This is a genomic window from Cellvibrio fibrivorans (genome assembly GCF_031457055.1).
GTDB lineage: Bacteria > Pseudomonadota > Gammaproteobacteria > Pseudomonadales > Cellvibrionaceae > Cellvibrio > Cellvibrio fibrivorans.
The window spans coordinates 719248-736746 of sequence record NZ_JAVDVX010000001.1 but is presented as its reverse complement, the minus strand read 5'-3'; the positions used below and the strand labels follow the sequence as shown (position 1 = coordinate 736746).

Genomic DNA, 17499 nt, shown 5'->3' with positions numbered 1-17499 from the left:
CTGAAGATACAAAAAGGGTTAAGGTGACCGTTTTAAAATTCAGATTTGGCATGAAAGAAAATATAAATTCAGTACCATTTGAAGTGCGCACATCACGTATCTGCGCGCTGACATTTGTCGCACAGGCAACTAACAACACCGTAAGAAAAAGTGTTGATATTTTTGTAAGTAAATTTTTCATTAGTTCACCTCAGTTCCTTCTAAGCGAATTTTTACGCGAACGCGCTCACTTGCACCAGGTACCACAACAGATGGGGTAATGGCTTGCTCTATGTTGATGTTGATATCCGGGATGACGTTGATTGCCCCTGTTTCAATCAATGCTGGCTGTAAGGAATCGATATTTAAAACACGAAGTTTATAAGCCCCACCATTGCCGAATAGTTGATTAAGTGCCCCGATATCAAAAGTTGCAAAAAGTTGAGTCGGAGCAACTTCGATATCAGCATCCGTTGAGAAAATCACATTTCCCGCAGGATCAGATAGGTCATACATAACCTGCAAACTTATCGGAATATTAGATTGGTTTCGTACCGAGGCAGTAAACCCTACATCGTGGGTGGAACCTTGGTTAAGGTTATCCAGTGTTGCACCTAATTTGAATGAAGCGATGCTGGCGGTTGGTTGAATACCCAAAATTAATTGCTGCTGATCCAGCAACTGACGTGTCGAATTGTTATATGCCGTTAATAATATTTTGTACTGCCCAGGAGAATAGGACTGGGTAGCCCAAGACGATGTAAATCCAGTCTCCTCATCCGGCGCTAATGGCAATACCTGTAGCCCAGCCGTTGCATCGTGGGAAAGAACAAACTCTTCAATAGTGATGCCCAATGGATTAATTACTTGCGCTTGTATGACGACCTCTTCGGCCTCCACCCCTCGATTATGGATAGCACCAGTTAACTTCACTGTTTCATAAGCGCCATACGTTGGTTTATCCAATGAAAGTTGTTTCAGCGCGACATTACTCACTTTGATTTTCTGCAAAGGTATATCGAGTAAAACCATGCCATAGCCTGTGATTCGAATTTGGGCATTAGCAAGTTGGTAACCTTCAGCCGACGCAGAAAGAGCAAACACGCTAGCTTGGATATTTTTTAACTCGTAGGCACCATCAATACTACTATTGGTTGTCTGGCTATCAGCGGTCACCGTTGCATTCGCAATTGGGGTACCCGTATCAGCATCTACGATACGTCCGTACAACATTGAATGATCAAGCGCTTCTGGCGTCAGGTGAACGGTTCCAAGATCAAAAATACTATTAGTGAGGGCTGTACCTGTGAACGATACTTTTTGATAGCCACCAAGAGAGATTTCAACATTAATAGCGCCCTCGGTTAAACCTGATAGTGAAAAGGAACCATCACTGCTCGACATCCCACTGATAGCCGTTGATGTAATGCGGATACTGGCACCTGATAGCGGTGCATTGGATTGAGCATCTACTACCAATCCCCGTAACGCAATGCCGGCATTCGGCGTGCTGTCCAGTGTTTGCAGCGCTGGTGAAAAATCAAGGTGCACGCCCGCAACAGCATTCAGGGTTCCACTAATAGGGTGATAACCGCTTTGTGATATTGAAATACTGACTTCGCCTGGTGCCAATGCAAAGGAATAATTTCCCGCTTGATCCGTAACTACCTGCGAGTTCTCGCTGCCGGTGAACTGGATAGCCACTCCATTTAATGAAAGCCCCGTTTCAGAATCCGTTACATGACCCCGTATCAGTGCACTGGTCGGCGATAAATTCAGTTTGATAGTACCAAGCTCAATGCGATCACCAACGTTAATCTGAACCGTTTGGGTGGCATCTTGAAAGCCAAGGGATTTATATTTCAGCACATAGGTCCCAGATGTCACATTAGAAGCATTAAAACGGCCCATCCCATCCGTTATCAAGGTCTGGCTTGTAGGGCCATCAAGAATAATTTGTGCTGAAGCGAGAGGTAAATTACTTGACGCGCTTATTACACTGCCACTGACTGATCCCGAAGTAGGTTCATCAAAAACCGGTGGATTTTTTACTAAGTGAAGAACCTGGAGCGCTAATGCAGTTGTATACACATCATTGTTCCAGGAGCCATTTGATAACTGTGCATCCGTTAATTTATCCAAGGCAATTTTATAACGAGATGGATCTGTAACAGCGGGAACTACTGCCAGAAGCGCAACTACTGTTTCGAGATTTCCAGACCAGCCACCACCGGCCTGTTGATTAGCAAGAAGATATTCCGTGGCCGACGCAATGGACGCACTCAAGTTAAATGTGAATCGATGGGTTTGCAGTGCTCGACTTACTAATGCCGTCACATAAACCGAAGATCGATTGGATTCTTCTGCCCAGCCCTTATCTGCTTTTTGCTTGGCTAGAAGATAGGCAATTAATTCATTTCTATTGACCGATGGCTGGGCATCGGGTGCTGTCAAAGCATGAGCAAGAATTGCTGATGTAGAAACCGCGCCTTCATAACCAGGATAGTCCCCATAGCCGCCGGACGAAGCTTCATAGGCTGTCAATTGGAGAGTTGGCGCGGGGAAATGAAGTGGATTAATTTTTGCCAATCGTTGAAAGCTAGCAACGTCCTCCAAATGGCTGGATGATACAGAACGTAAATATTCACTGCCTGAATGTGCTACAGCATTATCCAAGTTCGAGAATTGGTGTATGGCTAACAACGCCTCTACCGTTCCTTGATTCTCAGTTGCTTGGGATGCGATGCCATCGAAACCGCCATCTGCACGTTGCTGAGACTTGAGCCATGCAACTCCTGAGTCTACCGATGCAACAGCCAAAGACGAAATTTGGACGATAATGAGGAAGAAAAATGCAGGCAGCATTTTCCTGAAAACGAATAACGATCCCATGTTGTATCCCTTTCGAAAGATCCAAGAGTGAAAATTAAAAATGATCAATAATTGTGTGGCGGCAAAAATAACATAAAAAAATCACTCTGCAAGTGATTTAGGCGACGAAACATACATACTGGGTGATAAAACCGCTGACTCTTTTACACTACTGCCCCCTTACATCTTATGAAGCAACTCAACACAAAGGGGCAGACGGCTAAAATAACTTAGGGGGGAAGTAACGCATCGGTGTAATTCTCTACCCTTACCGCACGAAGGATCGCTTTGGGCACGTAAGTGTCTTTCACACTATTGGATAGCGGTGTGTAGGTTTAGTAGATTTAATCTTTGTGATTCTGTCAATTACAGCTTATGACAACTTGTATTTGCAGGTTAGTTCTTGCGAATTTTGGTGGTTAAAGTTTTCGTCAGTGAAAATCACGTGATTTCGTTGCGAGAGTACGGAGGCGCGGGGTCAAGTTTTCAATGTGCCCCGCGATCACATGGATGACCGGCACGCTCACACCTTCCGTGAGAATCTCAACTGTGCCTTTGATAATCAGAAGCTTGCCTGTGAGTATCTGTGTTCTGAAGCGTTGCTGGGTAGAGTTCCATATCACAACGTTACTGGTGCCCGTCTCATCCTCTAACGACATGAACAAAACACCACTTGCCGTGCCGGGACGTTGCTTGCCAGTTACAATTCCCGCAATTCGTACAAACCCTTTATGAGTCAGATGAGGAAGATCAGCAAATCGTTTGCATTTATTAAAAGGAAATTCAGTCCTAAGTATTTCCATTGGGTGCTTGCGAAGTGTTAGCCCGATGGATGCGTAATCTTCCATCACGTTCTCTTCCAAAGTTGGACCGTTCATCAGCAAATCATCAGTCTTGGTCTCACCCTCATCCAGCAGATTGGAAAAAGGCACTACTGCGGACGCTTGCCAGCGCGCCCGGTATCGATCACCGCTAAGTTCCCGAAAAGCATCAGCAGATGCGAGGTGCTCAATCGCAGAACTTTGAAGATGAGTACGCTTGGCGAAATCCGGTAGCGAGATAAAGGGACCTTCTTGTCGTATTACTTCAATCGATTTTGCTTCAGCAGCGTTTAGTGAGCGTACAGATATAAATCCAAGGCGAATTCCGCGATTTCCATTCTCATCCAGCTCTAACGAATTCTCATATACGCTCTGGTTAACATTGACTGGCTTTACCGTGATGCCATGACGACGAGCATCCTGAATCAACTGTGAGGGGCTATAAAAGCCCATTGGTTGGGAATTCAATAACGAACAATAGAATGCTGCTGGATGATGGCATTTTATCCAGCTGGAGACATAACACAGAATGGCAAAACTGGCGGAGTGGCTTTCGGGAAATCCATAACCGCCAAATCCTTTGACTTGCTCAAACAGATTGTCGGCAAATTGTTTGGTATAACCGTTCGAGAGCAATCCATTTTTAAACTTATCTTCAAACAATAGTAGTTTGGAATTTTTTCCCCAGTTGGTAATTGCACGCCGCAACTCATCGGCCTCACCGCCAGTAAACCCAGCAGCCACCATCGAAAGCCGCATCACCTGCTCTTGAAAGATAGGTACACCCAAGGTGGGTGCCAGTACGTCTTTAATGGCTTCACTTGGGAACGTAATAGCCTCCTCACCTGCCCGGCGACGAAGGTAAGGATGCACCATGTCGCCTTGTATTGGACCCGGCCGAACAATGGCAATCTCAATAATGAGGTCGTAGAAACACCTGGGTTGCAATCGCGGTAGCATTGCCATTTGCGCTCTGGACTCAATTTGAAATACGCCGACGCTATCCCCACGGCATAGCATTTCGTAAGTTTCGGGGTCTTCTCGCGGAACATCTTGCATCGACCGAATGGAGGGTTCGTAGGTTGATATGGATTCAAGTGCACGACGCAAAGCTGACAACATACCCAATGCGAGGACATCCACTTTTAATAATCGCATTGCCTCAAGATCATCCTTATCCCACTGGATGATAGTGCGGTCTGGCATGCTCGCATTTTCTAACGGAACGAGATCACTAATTCTCGATTCAGAAATGACAAATCCCCCGGTGTGCTGGCTTAAATGCCGGGGGAATCCATGAATCTGCTGAACGAGATTGAAAAAATGCGTAAGCAATTTGTTATTGATTTTGACACCGAGCGATTCGATATTTTTTTGCAGCTCAGAACTACGGTCCCACCAGGCAATGTTTTTCGTCAGATGATCCAGTAAAGTTTCATCCAGCCCTAGTGCTTTGCCAACGTCCCGCACTGCGCTTTTACTGCGATAGGTAATGACCACTGCGGTAATGGCAGCTCGTTCACGCCCGTATTTCGCGTAAATATATTGAATGACTTCTTCGCGCCGTTGATGCTCGAAATCGACATCGATATCCGGCGGTTCATCACGCTCACGCGATATAAACCGTTCGAACAACACGCTGATTTGACCTGGAGCAATCTCGGTGACAAACAAGCAATAGCAAACAACGCTATTCGCTGCCGAGCCCCGCCCCTGGCAGAGGATATTCTGTTCACGAGCAAAGCGAACAATGTCATGCACTGTTAAAAAATAGTATTCGTATTCAAGCTCCTCAATTAAAGCCAGCTCTTTCTCAAGCAGATCTTCTGTGGATTGCGAGACTCCTTCTGGCCAAAGCTGTTGTTTGCCTTGCGCAACAAGATTGCGCAGATGCTGGATTGGCGTTAGGCCACCCGGAACCAGTTCGCGTGGGTACTGGTAACGCAGTTCCATCATGGAAAAATGGCACTGATCTGCAATTACGCAGGTCTCATCCAACAACTCCTGCGGATAAAGCGTTGCCAACTGATGAAGCGATTTCAAATAAGCCTCACCATTAAGCTGTAACTGAGTCCCCATATGTTGTACGGGCGTGTTATTGCGGATGGAGGAAAGGATGTCTTGAAGAGGCTTACGATCATTACTGTGCATTAATGCCTCACCGCATGCAACGAGCGGAATCTGTTGGGCAGCTCCCAGTGATTGCCAACGCTCAAAATCGTATTGCTCACCACCATGAAGTTGATGGTTGATACCAATCCACAGCCTGCCTTTAAACGCATTGTTCAATTCCGTGGCAACTTCTTCAGAAATCGCTTCGTTGAGTTTGGCAATCCAGATAATCAGGCAGCTGCGCAAACGAAAACGAAGGTCTTCAAAATGGGCCTCGTAAGATCCCTTCTCTGCACGCCGCCGCGCGAGTGTAATAAAACCCGAGAGTTCGGCGTAAGCAATTCGCGAAGGTGCTATAGCGATTAAATCCATGCCGTTGGAGAGACGGAAGCGACTGCCAATGATCAATTTAAAATTAAGCTCTTCTGCTGCAACAAAGGCCTTTACAACACCGGCTAATGAACACTCATCCGTTATAACAAGGGCGTCATAGCCGAGCTCGTGGGCGCGATAAACGTACTCAGCAGGATGCGATGCTCCAGTGAGAAATGTAAAGTCACTGGTGGTATGCAAATGAGCGTAACGCATTAGGCAAACACTCCATGCACATACCATTGCTTGTCATAGAGATTGTGAAAAATCCAGACGGGCAAATTGTCGTGGCGCCTGGCGAGATAATAGTCCCGAGCGACTGGCTCTTCCCACCAATTGCCAATAATTCGTTCAGGGCCAACCAGAATTGAAATGTACCCATGCCAATAATGGCTGTTACCGCGCAGCTCAATCAACTCGGGCTTCGTTAGCAGCCAGGTCGGGCGCAGCGCATTAGCGTGAATGCACGGCAATTTCTGCGCACACTGATCGGCAAGCGAAACAACAACATTCGTTAACTCAGGAACGCAACTGTCGTGGTAACTGATTTTATAAACCGCAGCGTCACCTAAGCGGGCTTTCAGTTTGGCAATCGTGACTGCGAAATCACCAACCGATTTTTTCTTACGTTTATCTTGATCAAAATCCAGTACCTGACTGCGATGCTGAATGGGCATCGTATGGCGGCAGGTCAGTTTCACGGTATCTACCTCGAACGGCAATTCCCGGTTATCAAACTGAATAAGGCTTAGGTCATAAAGAAGCGCCCAATGGCTTTGAGGTGCATCACTGTTGACCTTAACAAATTCCTTTTTTCGATAAATATCGGAAATACACCATTCGATATATTGGCATTGCTGCTGACGCTTACGCAGATATTCACTGAGCTTCACCAATAAACTTTCTATTGCTGGCTTGAGTTGTTCAACAACGGTAACCGGGTACTCGAACTGAATTTCGTTTTCAAACCATTCATCTGGGCGATAGATATCGCGAGGCTTCTCGAACAGCGCGCCTTGCAGGAAGTTCTGATCAATATCGTAAATTTCACACAGTGCCTCTGTGAAGGTTGATCCGAGTCGCTTTCTAAAACTGCTGATCGATTCGCCTTCTATTTGTTTGGCGAGGTCACCCAATGTTTTAAAACCAGTTTTAGAGAGAGCTTCTACTGCTTTTGGATAATCAAACAGCAAGTCGATAGGAAGACGATTCAGTCTCTCGATAAATGTGGCTTTTGTTTCATCACCTGTAATGTCGTATTTGGCAAACGAAAGACACCAAGCTGCCTTAGCCGAATGCGCTAGTCCTAATTCAAAACCGTATGAAGTTTGGGAGAGGTACACTGCAACTTTTTCAGCTAGTGACCGGGCCCCGTTAAACAATTTCAAACAACTGGAAATTTCCAACAGCAATCCAGACTGTGCCAGTTCATCACTGCAATACCGTTCAATATAAGGGGAGAACTGATAAAGCTGTTCTGATAGTTGATGCAGGGCTAATTGCTCGCGCTGTCCATCACGTTCAACCGGCTCACAACCACTTAATAATTGCGCGGTGGTTGTATCCATGTGGATTTGCGCTCCCGCCTCTTCAGCAAGAGCGTTTGCGAAAACCACGCGCTTCTTTTGGATGACGACCACAGGCTTTTCAGCGGAGCCATCGAATTTCAGCGACGTTAGCGGAAGGTCAGGAAATCGAATGGCTAGCCAGAGTCGTGAGCATCGCCCACTCACGGCTTACCTCGCAAAGGGGTGACGCTCGCCAAGCGCTTTGGCTTGCTCACAGGTTGGCTGCCTGCGGATTTTTGATTGAGGGCGTGAAATGGCAAGGCGGGATTCCAGCGCTCCGGCAAGTCCAACACAATCGGTCTGGCCTGCTGCATTTGCAGATGGCCTTTTTGCTTAAACACAGTCACTTCCAATCCGGTTGGGACAATCCGCGTATATAACCGCAAGGTAGCGGGAGAGCTCTGCTGCTGGGCTGCCGATGGACGAAAAATTATTGATAGGCCTGAACCCTCCGAGGCTGCCAGCTGGCATTTGCGAAGCTCTGTGTACGTCAGCGAAGCATTGGGCTGCCACGCCATAACCACCCCGAGGCTAGCGCGTGTAAGCTCAATAAAACAGGCAAGAAAATGCGCCTTTTCAGTCGCGTTCACGATAATGAGGCGATCCAGATCAATACCTGCCTGCATAAAGGCCTGACTGAAGGGCGTCGCAGGAGGATTGAGTAAAACCACCAACCCTGGCATTTCCAGCAACGCTGGGATAAAAAGCTGCCATTCGCATTGCATTCCCTGCTGGCAGACTTCAACTAAACTGGCGAGTGGCCACCCTCTGTTGAGCAAAGCGGTATTGAGCTCATCGTGACCCGTGGCAACTGCTGCGCGGGCTGTGAAGCGATTTGAGTGGCCCATCCACATATCATCCCTAAGCAATAATTGCTCAAGGGTGATTGGGACTGGGGATTCAACAGGCGTATCATTCATGGCTATCACTATACTGTAGGTATATACAGTATAGTCTCGCCGACCACTGGATGGTCAACTCACCCCGTTATAATATTTCTGACCTGCCGGTCTGGGAGATATGCGATGTGTGGTTATGTCAGACGTCATGTAGGCCCACGCACACTGAAAGAGTTTTTAAGCTTGCTCGGGATGACAGGTTATTACGAAGACATTCAGGACGATGAGCCCGAGCTCAAGCATTTTTATCCCGCTTTTGGTGGGAATGCCAACAGACGTATCGAGGGATTACTCATACAACAGGATGGCGAGTTAAAGTTGGTAGACGCCACCTGGTGGTATGACTGCCAAGAGGTAAATGGTGAGCTGGAGGTTGGCCCGAGAACTACGTTTAACGCCCGCAATCTTGCCTCGACTTACTGGAAAGATGCCATTCACCGCCGTAGAGGGATTGTAATCGCTACTGGTATTGGCGAAGGTAAAACGATAGACGGAAAGGACAAGCACTATCTAGTGACCGCAGAGCGGTTGATGTTTCTTGGTGCGGTCTACCGGGAGTTTTCGGGCGAACATTACAGCTGCGCCATTATCACACGAGACACACATCCTCGCTTCGAGCCTTATCATGACAAGGCGTTTCCCTTATTCCTTCCCCCCAACCTGGACTTTTTGAAGCTGTGGTTAAGTGACGCGAGTGATGATCATCCACAAATTGTTCAACTACTAGCAAACACAAGAATTTTTTCTGATCTGAGTATTACACCCGTCAAAACATTCAAGGGTGGGGTTGCGACGGGTTCAACGGAATATCTGAAAGCTGATTAGTCCCACGTTAGCTATCAGCGTAGTCGATTTCAGCAGCACCGATTGCCTGCAAGTAGGCTGCATGAATATAGGCTTTTTCATTACCGGTGGGGTACCCAACAAGCTTAAGAGCCTCGTCAAAAGAATCCACGCAACCAATCCCTGTATCGGGCTTCTCGACAACCTGAAAGAAAGAGGTAATAGTCCATCCGGCGGGGGCAATGAATTCAAAGAATCTGATTTCATGTGTAGCGGAAGAGCTGACAATGCTAATGTTCAATTAAAAGTCCTTTTAAAATAGATTCTATGTCCGAAATTCTAGTGATTGATCAGATGCGAGTATGTAGGAAAACACGCAAATTTTTGTAGGACATTAACCACAACTGATGGATTAGCCGCGCCTCATTATCGGTCGGCAGGATGCATTAAAATATCTAACGCGGTACGCATAATTGAAATTTAGGCGGCAAAAATATTATAGAAGTCGCTCTAACCACAACGCCCCTAAGGCAACTAAGACAAATCATATCCATCATGCCCAAGAAGCTTGGTAACCTGCGAAATCGCAGTAATCTATCCACCGTGATAGATGAAATGCATAAATGCTTGATAAAAATAAAGAAATTCAGGGAGTAAAATGATATTTGCAGCGAGTTGAATGGCGAAGTATGATAATGCTCCAGCATGGCAATTGCATTTTTACTGTCTGCCACGACTGAGTCACATTCTAATCTCTAGAGGTGGGAGTCATGTCTGATATAAAAGACGAACTCGATGCGCTGCTAATACGCATCCGCTCTCATGAGACGCGCAGAGCAGGGGACCTTTTGTTCTCAGCCGACCCTTACGATCTATCAGCCACATATTCTCCAGATAATTTCGAACGCCCTGATACTCAGCCTGATTCAAATTCATCGACATCAATTTAAAAAATAACGATATCTTAACGCATTTACACTTTCGAGCCGATCAGTGATCTAGCTCGCACCCGGCTGGCTAGTTGAAAACTCCCTAAATAAAAAGGTAATAAATAATGCCAATGCGTCATTTAAACTTGATTCTCTTGGCAAAATATTAAATGTCTAATGTCGGCCAAAAGCGGAAGTTCGTTACTGATAATGGCATAGCATGGATTGTTATAGGCTGAAGCAACTGATTGGAGCTGGAGTGCTGAAGTCAGCGCTTATCCTTTGGTTGAATTGTTTGTAAATGTGATGAGCATTGATTTTAAGCGGTCGGGTTTTGACGTTCGCGTGGATTTGATTTGAGTGCATTCAACCACTTCATACAATTGTGCTTTTATCACGCCCGGCGGGAATTCACACCCCGTCGGGAGTGAATTCTTTAGGTTACTTAGTACCTCTATATAAAACCACTTATATGTGTAATGCCGGTATAACTGGCATATTAGATTTGGCTGTGGCTATAAGAGCCGGAGACCATTAATGCAAATGGTAACTATTCGAAGCACTAGGAATGATGCGAGAGGTCACGTGCAATTCTTCCCAAGCCGACATTCCACCAAAAAGAAAAAATACATTTTCAAAGCCCAAAGCTAAAAATTTGCTTACCAAGAGAGCCGATTGATCTCCGAATCTGCAAACTATTACGACATTTAGACTACGATCCACATCTTCAAGATGCGTTACGAGGCGCGTAGTCGAGGGCATGTTAGTAGCATTTGAAATATGGTTGTGCATATATTCCCCCATCGAGCGCAGGTCAATGATCATTAATCTTTTATCTTGCGCAATTAAACGTTCAAGCTCTAGGGGCTGAATACAAAGTGTTTGGTGTGTGGTAGCCATAAACTATAATCCAATTTGAAATCTTTGATGCTGTTTAGAACCCTTTTATTCAAATCTTATACAGCCAGTATTTCTCAAATAATATCTTTCCAAAATGTAACAATCGACCAGGCGGTTTCATCTTGATATCGGGATTAGGTTCAGCATAGAAATTACCTTTCCCCATGCCTGCCATACCATCACCGATTTCCAGAAAGCATTCACCATGGCCGTTGAAAGATTCTGTATCCCCTGAGCCGTTTATAGCGACTGCAATATTATTGGCAACCACTTCGGCTTGGCCGTGAGCTAATACGCCCGCTTTAGGTAAAGGCTTTCCATTTTTGAGCGGAATACCTGCAACATCACCAATAGCGTACACATCTTGATATTTTGTTGCCAGATTAAAGCGATCAACAGGAATCCAACCATTCTCACCTAGAAGGCCTGCCTCACGAACAACGGTGGTCGCGCGATGCGGAGGAATGTAAACCAATAAATCGAATGGCTTTTTGTCACCGGTAGCAAAATGGATTTCGCGCGCTACCGGATCAATTTCCTTTACTGCGTGTTGTGGAAAGTAAGCCACCCCTTTGCTCTCAACCATAGTGCGAACTTGTTGTGAGACCTCCGGCCCGGTAACCGGCATTGGGCCAGGTTCGGGTGAATAGATCTCAACGCTCACATTTTTAGCCAAGCCCCTTTTGCGGAAATCGGATTCAAGCAACATGGCCGCTTCATAGGGTGCAGCGGGACATTTAAAAGGCATCGAGCATACGAGAACCACTACCTTGCCTTTGTTGAGTTTTAAACTCGCATTCCTAATGGCTTGTGCGCCCTCCAGTGAATAGAGATTATGTCCCGCTGCCATTAATCCGGGTACGGTTTCGGGTGCAAGCTCTGCACCTGTGGCAATGATGAGATAGTCACCATGGAGTTGCTGACCGTTAACCATTACCGCTTTCTTTTCAGCATCAATTTTTTCAATTGTGCCCTGGATAACCTCGATACCTTTCCGTGCAAGACTACTAAGGGGTTTTGATATTTGTTTTGCGTCTCTAGCCCCCGATGCTACCCATAATAATGATGGTGGAAATACATGGTCGGCGAGTCGTTCGATTACCACGATGCGATGTTGGCTGGATAATTTTTTTCGTAATTCAGTAGCGGCGACAATGCCACCGATTCCACCGCCGAGTATCAGAATGGTTTTTCCTGAAGTCATATACTTACCTTTTACACTGAGTTGGTGATGGGGTTAAACGTCGGTAAAACTTAATTTCTTTTCGTAATACACCGCCCGGCCTGATTCTGTTTCTATAATCGGGTCAGTGAAGAAATTTACGGGATCATCAATTTTTCTTCCCGGCAACAACAAGTCGCGGCCATAACTTAATAAAAAGCGATTTTCATCGATGGCTCCAAAGTAGTAGTCACGAAGATCTGTTTTTTGTGCCGCTTCAGAACAATCGACTGGTACCCAACCAATGCCATGTGCGTAAAAGCTTGTCCAACAGTGGTAACCGCATTTAAATGCCGTGATATCACCTCCGGACATGCCTGTTGGAAATGCCATGCCAATTTCAAACTGACCGGGTACTCCGCACGCGCGAATAATGGCGAGAAATAGTGAGTGAAAATCAGTGCAGTTACCTTTACCGATTGAGCAGGCAAAATCAGCATCGCCGCTGCCCCAACCATCACCGGATTTATCATATTGCATGTGTTCGAGCACATGATCATAAGCCGCCTTGGCGATATCAATTGCGGTCACATGTTGTTCTTTGATGTTTCTGGCGATACCCAAAATATCGGCGGTGAATTGAATCAGGCGATTGGGTAGCAATTGCGGTTGATGGTGCAATTGCCAACTGGAATTGGGAACCTCAGCAAGATGCTGGAAATCCGTAGTGCGTTCATGGCGAGTTGCCGTGGTGATAATAATCAGATCGATCAAGCTGGTTTTGCTGGTATCCAGTGTTGCGCACAACACGGCATTACCATAAGTAGATTCGTACTCGATTTTATAATCGATATTGGATTGGATATCGATTGCATGTATTTCCTGATCAATGGTTGGACGGGGAAAAGGAATCCACACATTAATTTCTTTCGCCGACTTTGAAAAATCGGGCACTTTGACATCATAGGTGGTTTGAAACCGGCGACTTCTATTCATGGACTTTCTCCGTTAAATCAACCTGAAGCGAACAGTGAAGCATTCGCCTCAGGTTGTATTCTGCTAAACGTTGCTGCTATTTATTTCAACAGACCTGTATCGCGTGCGACTTTTTCAATCGAATCAAAATCACTTTGATTCGCGGCAACAAATACTTTTGCACCTTGCAAATCAAGCACTGCTTTTTGCTCGGGAACACTTGGGTCAAGATTCAAAAATGCATCTTTAAATTTGGCAACTAATTCCGGCGATAAACCTTTACGGGCCGCCCAGACGTAATCCACGTACTCGGGTGAAGTCCATACCAGTTTGACTTTTTTAGCGTCGAATTTTTTCTCCGCCAACATTCTGTCCCACACTTCAATATTGAGCGCACCGCCCTGGATCTTGCCGGATTCAACCAACTTTACGGTTGCATCATGAGCGCCGCTGTAAACAGGCAAACCTGCAAAATCTTTTTCAGGATTTATCGCCAAGAGGCTGAGCAAATAATGACGTGGCATCAAATGGCCCGAGGTTGAGCTTTTTGAACCGAAGGCAAAGGTTTTGCCTTTAAAATCTTCAGGCTTTTCAATACCGGAAGTTGTATTAGCGATGAACACACTTTTGAATTTACGATCAATGTCGCGCATGGCTAGTGGTTCGGCTCCTGCCAGATGACGTGCTTGAACAAATGTAAATCCACCTAGCCAGGCAAAATCAATTTTGCCTGCTGATAGAGCGGAAACAGCTGCGCCATAATCGGTGACGGCAACATAAGTCACTTTTTTACCGAGTTTCTTTTCAAGGTAATCGACCATTGGCTGATTCTTGCGTGCAAGCTCGGTTGGGTTTTCATCCGGTATACCTGTCACGCGAATAACATCATCAGATGCATGGGAAACGGCGGATGTCAGCAGGCTACCGCCAACAACCAACGCCGCGATCAAACGCTGCCAAGGTTTACACATTGAAGAAAAAGTTTTCATAAAGATTCCTTTTGTTAAGGGTTAGGGTTGAGGGTTGGGGTTAATCCTTTCATGCGATAGTGCTATCCAGTTGGCTAGAGATAGATGCATTACCGCGTGCATTTTTTTCGTGAGTAGAGCACTCACTATCGTCAATAAAATACGCTGCATCTCGCTGCGCAATAACAATCATCGCCGATAGAAAATCCGGTGCTGGTTCAATAAAGCTGAGATAATTTTTTATAGTTTTACTGTCAATGCTGTGGGCCGGTGAGACGGAGGGACATGCTCTGGCACTTATCACAGACGATAATTTTCCATCGGGATACACCACGACAAGTTGCACCATTAATCCAGTAGGCAGAAACTTGTCGGAAATAAATGTTAGCCCCTGTGATGAGAGTGATACCGGGCGAATAACACTGAATGCAGGAGCAGCACCACAACGACAACAAAGCTGGGCCACTTCCAATTTTGGAATATCGCTTGTCATGGGTGATGTCAGCGGCGCGCCGCTCGTGCGTGAAAACAAGTTCGCCAACCGCTGCGCTAAAGGCGGCTCGCATGAAGGTCCATTGAGGATACGTTTGCGCATGCGGTCGCCTACCTGATCCACTAGCGTGACAACCGCCACCATCACCACTAGCAGGACCACAAGATCACTGATGTGAAATAAGCTGATCGAGGTGTAGAGCGAGTCACCAATACCACCCGCGCCCACGAACCCGACCGTCGCTGTTGCCCTCACATTGACCTCAAACCGGTAAAGCGTAAACGCCAGTACACGCGGACTAACCTGAGGTAGTACGGCGTACAACCAGGTCGATAAACCACTGGCACCGCTCGCTTGCATCGCCTTGGCGGGGCCGGGTTCTACCTCCTCATAAACATCGGTGTAGAGGCGACCCAATACGCCAATATTGTGTACCGCAATCGCAAGAATCCCGGCCAAGGCACCCGGCCCAACCCAGACAACAAAAACCAGCGCCAGTGTCAGCTCCGGCATTGCGCGCGTAACTTGCAAGAAAAATTGCGAACCGCTTTGCAGCAAACGCGACATCCACAGCGAAAGCCCACGTTTACCGTAGGTTTGACTCAGGTAGCTGCCCGTTACTAACGATCTAGTGGAGAGCGGAGCAAGGAAGAATGCGAAGACGGCGGCGAGCAGCGTAGCAATCCATGCCATCAATAAGGTTTGCCATACCAGCGTGGCGGTTTTACCGAGAAATTCGGCACTGAGATCGAACTCGGTAGTGCCCGGCAAATTGCTCCAATTTCCTGTTAGCAAATCCATCCAGGGAATATCGAGATACGCAAAACTGGCTATCCCGCCAACAGCGGCAAACAGCAATGCCCATTTAACAGGGTGACGCCGTAAATAGGCGCTTACCCATTCGAGTGCGATTACAAACATCAGCACGGCGATGAGCGTAGTCGCCAATTTATCGAATTCGAGATAGCGAATACTCAGGGCAATTTCACTGCCCAAACCACCGGCGCCGACCACACCCAGAATTGTGCCCGTGCGAATGTTGCACTCCATCCGGAAGAGCGCATAAGCGACCCATTGGCGTTTCACCTGCGGCAAAATGCCATGCATTAAAATGCCCCAGCGCCCCACACCAGCGGCGCGCAGGCCACCGATAATTTGTCGATCTACTGCCTCAGCGAGTTCAGCGTAGAGCTTTCCGATAGAACCACCCACGGTTAAGCCAATAGCCAGTACCGCCGCGCCTGGCCCGAGACCGAGGATCTGCACAAATAAGTACGCCCACACTATCTCCGGAATTGACCGGAAAAAGCCCAGCGTAAAACGGGAGACTGTTCTGGCGGTGGCAACCACGAAGGATTGACGACGCCCCTGACGCCCTGGAGGATCGGGTAATTCAGGTATGCGGATGGCAAACATCGCCAAACCAATCCCGATAACAACGGCAAACACTGTCCCAAGAATCCCGACAAACAAGCTCTCGAAAGACAGCAGGAAAATACGCTGGAGAAAATCCGGCGAGAGATTTGGGCTGAGCAAGCCACTTAGCAATTCACCGGCGTTGCGTATCCCATCGCGATCAAAAAGTGCACCCGGATTAACACGGGTTCCTTCCATCGCCAGAACAAAGGTGAGTCCAACGACGAACCAAACCAGGTAACGCTTAAGCTCCTGCTTACGGTTAAATTCGCTCATTGTTTCCCTCATGCAGTTCTTCACTCCCTTGATAAAGCAAGTTGAGTGCATCCTGGGTAACTTCTGAGGGTTTGGCGTCCAGTACTAATGTGCCTTCACGCAATCCGATGATGCGGTCGCAACGGTGCATAATTGCGTCGAGCCAATGGGTGCAAAAAACCAAGGTGACGCCACGCTCTTTAGCTTGATTGAGGATAATTTCGGTTACCGCGCGGGCGGTGGCTGGATCAAGCGACGCTGTTGGCTCATCGGCCAGCAATGTGGTGGGCGCAGAAATAAGTGCCCGCGCAATGGCGACACGCTGCATTTGACCACCACTAAGGTCGCTTGCCGGGCGCCATTGGTGCTCACCAATAGAAAGGGATTCCAATAGGGCATGCACCGGTTTCTTTTCTACCGGCCAAAGCGCTGAGGCCATGACCTTGTGCCATGGCCACAACGGCAATTTCCCCGCGACCACATTCTGGTGGACCGACAATTGCGGTACCAGCAAATGGGTTTGTTCAATAATGCGCGAATGGGCGCGGTGATAACGCAGCTCGGCGGCTGACATTTTGGCCAGGTCTTTTCCGGCAACCAGCACTCGCCCTTGGGTGGGCTTAAGTACACCTGCCAACAGGCGGATAAGCGTGGATTTTCCGCCACCGCTGGGCCCAATAAGGGCGACCGTTTCGCCAGGTTTAATGGTCAGATTGAGATTGTTGATGGCTGCCCGTTTACCCCAATACCGCGATACCGCTTTGAGTTCGAGGACGGGAGCTTGGCCACTCACAGGTTGTGAGCTTGGCAAAATATGTGGATTCATAACTTGACTCCTTTCCCCCGAGTGTCAGGTTTCACGGGGTTTACTGGCTGCTCATAAACGTCTACAACACTCACGACAGCGGCATCCTGGACGCTGGGTAGTGTTGAAGTAATGCATCTGAGTCAGTGGTTTTGCCAAGCAATCAATTATTTAATTGATTGCTTGACTAT

At 47.1% G+C, this 17499-nt stretch carries 13 protein-coding genes; 2 read left to right on the top strand and 11 right to left on the bottom strand.

Annotation, left to right across the window (positions count from 1 at the left end; all coding sequences use genetic code 11):
- Window positions 1-180 precede the first annotated feature (180 nt).
- The 4 genes from J2X05_RS03125 to J2X05_RS03110 all read right to left on the bottom strand — a co-directional run bounded on the left by J2X05_RS03125 (window position 181) and on the right by J2X05_RS03110 (window position 8643).
- Window positions 181-2871: a carboxypeptidase regulatory-like domain-containing protein gene (locus tag J2X05_RS03125; protein ID WP_310068516.1), complete on the bottom strand. Its 2691-nt coding sequence runs from the start codon at window positions 2869-2871 to the stop codon at window positions 181-183.
- Between the two features lie 410 nt (window positions 2872-3281).
- Window positions 3282-6371, bottom strand: coding sequence for an error-prone DNA polymerase (locus J2X05_RS03120; RefSeq protein WP_310068513.1), 3090 nt, complete (start codon window positions 6369-6371; stop codon window positions 3282-3284).
- Window positions 6371-7795, bottom strand: a complete 1425-nt coding sequence (locus tag J2X05_RS03115) for a Y-family DNA polymerase (protein ID WP_310068510.1) — start codon at window positions 7793-7795, stop codon at window positions 6371-6373. The genes J2X05_RS03120 and J2X05_RS03115 overlap by 1 nt, the downstream gene beginning before the upstream one ends.
- An 89-nt stretch (window positions 7796-7884) precedes the next feature.
- A complete protein-coding gene (locus tag J2X05_RS03110) occupies window positions 7885-8643 on the bottom strand; it encodes an ImuA family protein (protein ID WP_310068508.1) in 759 nt (252 codons plus the stop codon).
- Between the two features lie 105 nt (window positions 8644-8748).
- On the opposite strand from J2X05_RS03110, the gene J2X05_RS03105 reads away from it, so the two are divergent.
- Window positions 8749-9447: an SOS response-associated peptidase family protein gene (locus J2X05_RS03105; RefSeq protein ID WP_310068506.1), complete on the top strand. Its 699-nt coding sequence runs from the start codon at window positions 8749-8751 to the stop codon at window positions 9445-9447.
- 7 nt (window positions 9448-9454) lie between these two features.
- On the opposite strand, the gene J2X05_RS03100 is transcribed toward J2X05_RS03105, so the two are convergent.
- Complete coding sequence (locus J2X05_RS03100) at window positions 9455-9706, bottom strand: hypothetical protein (RefSeq protein ID WP_310068504.1); 252 nt, start codon at window positions 9704-9706, stop codon at window positions 9455-9457.
- A gap of 469 nt (window positions 9707-10175) precedes the next feature.
- Here J2X05_RS03100 and J2X05_RS03095 point away from each other — a divergent pair, with 469 nt between their 5' ends.
- Window positions 10176-10355, top strand: a complete 180-nt coding sequence (locus J2X05_RS03095) for a hypothetical protein (RefSeq protein WP_310068502.1) — start codon at window positions 10176-10178, stop codon at window positions 10353-10355.
- Window positions 10356-10868: 513 nt separating this feature from the next.
- Here J2X05_RS03095 and J2X05_RS03090 read toward each other — a convergent pair.
- From J2X05_RS03090 to J2X05_RS03065, 6 genes are all read right to left on the bottom strand, one after another.
- Entirely contained in the window at window positions 10869-11234 is a 366-nt protein-coding gene (locus tag J2X05_RS03090; RefSeq protein ID WP_310068499.1) for a rhodanese-like domain-containing protein, read from the bottom strand.
- A 49-nt stretch (window positions 11235-11283) separates the two neighbouring features.
- On the bottom strand, window positions 11284-12438 hold the full coding sequence (locus J2X05_RS03085; protein WP_310068496.1) for an NAD(P)/FAD-dependent oxidoreductase: 1155 nt from the start codon (window positions 12436-12438) through the stop codon (window positions 11284-11286).
- 33 nt (window positions 12439-12471) lie between these two features.
- Entirely contained in the window at window positions 12472-13392 is a 921-nt protein-coding gene (locus J2X05_RS03080) for a transglutaminase-like domain-containing protein (protein ID WP_310068494.1), read from the bottom strand.
- A gap of 80 nt (window positions 13393-13472) precedes the next feature.
- A complete protein-coding gene (locus J2X05_RS03075; protein ID WP_310068491.1) occupies window positions 13473-14360 on the bottom strand; it encodes a putative selenate ABC transporter substrate-binding protein in 888 nt (295 codons plus the stop codon).
- Window positions 14361-14409: 49 nt separating this feature from the next.
- The gene (locus J2X05_RS03070) at window positions 14410-16524 is read right to left on the bottom strand and encodes a PhnE/PtxC family ABC transporter permease (RefSeq protein ID WP_310068488.1); all 2115 of its coding nucleotides are present in this window, start codon (window positions 16522-16524) and stop codon (window positions 14410-14412) included.
- Window positions 16511-17329, bottom strand: coding sequence for a phosphonate ABC transporter ATP-binding protein (locus J2X05_RS03065; RefSeq protein WP_310068485.1), 819 nt, complete (start codon window positions 17327-17329; stop codon window positions 16511-16513). Before J2X05_RS03065 ends, J2X05_RS03070 begins: the two co-directional genes overlap by 14 nt.
- Window positions 17330-17499: the final 170 nt, after the last annotated feature.

Bases quoted from the DNA above. Each gene is read 5' to 3' on its own strand.
- J2X05_RS03125 (WP_310068516.1), bottom strand. From the start codon at position 2,871: ATGGGATCGTTATTCGTTTTCAGGAAAATGCTGCCTGCATTTTTCTTC.
- J2X05_RS03120 (WP_310068513.1), bottom strand. From the start codon at position 6,371: ATGCGTTACGCTCATTTGCATACCACCAGTGACTTTACATTTCTCACT.
- J2X05_RS03110 (WP_310068508.1), bottom strand. From the start codon at position 8,643: ATGAATGATACGCCTGTTGAATCCCCAGTCCCAATCACCCTTGAGCAA.
- J2X05_RS03105 (WP_310068506.1), top strand. From the start codon at position 8,749: ATGTGTGGTTATGTCAGACGTCATGTAGGCCCACGCACACTGAAAGAG.
- J2X05_RS03095 (WP_310068502.1), top strand. From the start codon at position 10,176: ATGTCTGATATAAAAGACGAACTCGATGCGCTGCTAATACGCATCCGC.
- J2X05_RS03090 (WP_310068499.1), bottom strand. From the start codon at position 11,234: ATGGCTACCACACACCAAACACTTTGTATTCAGCCCCTAGAGCTTGAA.
- J2X05_RS03085 (WP_310068496.1), bottom strand. From the start codon at position 12,438: ATGACTTCAGGAAAAACCATTCTGATACTCGGCGGTGGAATCGGTGGC.
- J2X05_RS03080 (WP_310068494.1), bottom strand. From the start codon at position 13,392: ATGAATAGAAGTCGCCGGTTTCAAACCACCTATGATGTCAAAGTGCCC.
- J2X05_RS03075 (WP_310068491.1), bottom strand. From the start codon at position 14,360: ATGAAAACTTTTTCTTCAATGTGTAAACCTTGGCAGCGTTTGATCGCG.
- J2X05_RS03070 (WP_310068488.1), bottom strand. From the start codon at position 16,524: ATGAGCGAATTTAACCGTAAGCAGGAGCTTAAGCGTTACCTGGTTTGG.
- J2X05_RS03065 (WP_310068485.1), bottom strand. From the start codon at position 17,329: ATGAATCCACATATTTTGCCAAGCTCACAACCTGTGAGTGGCCAAGCT.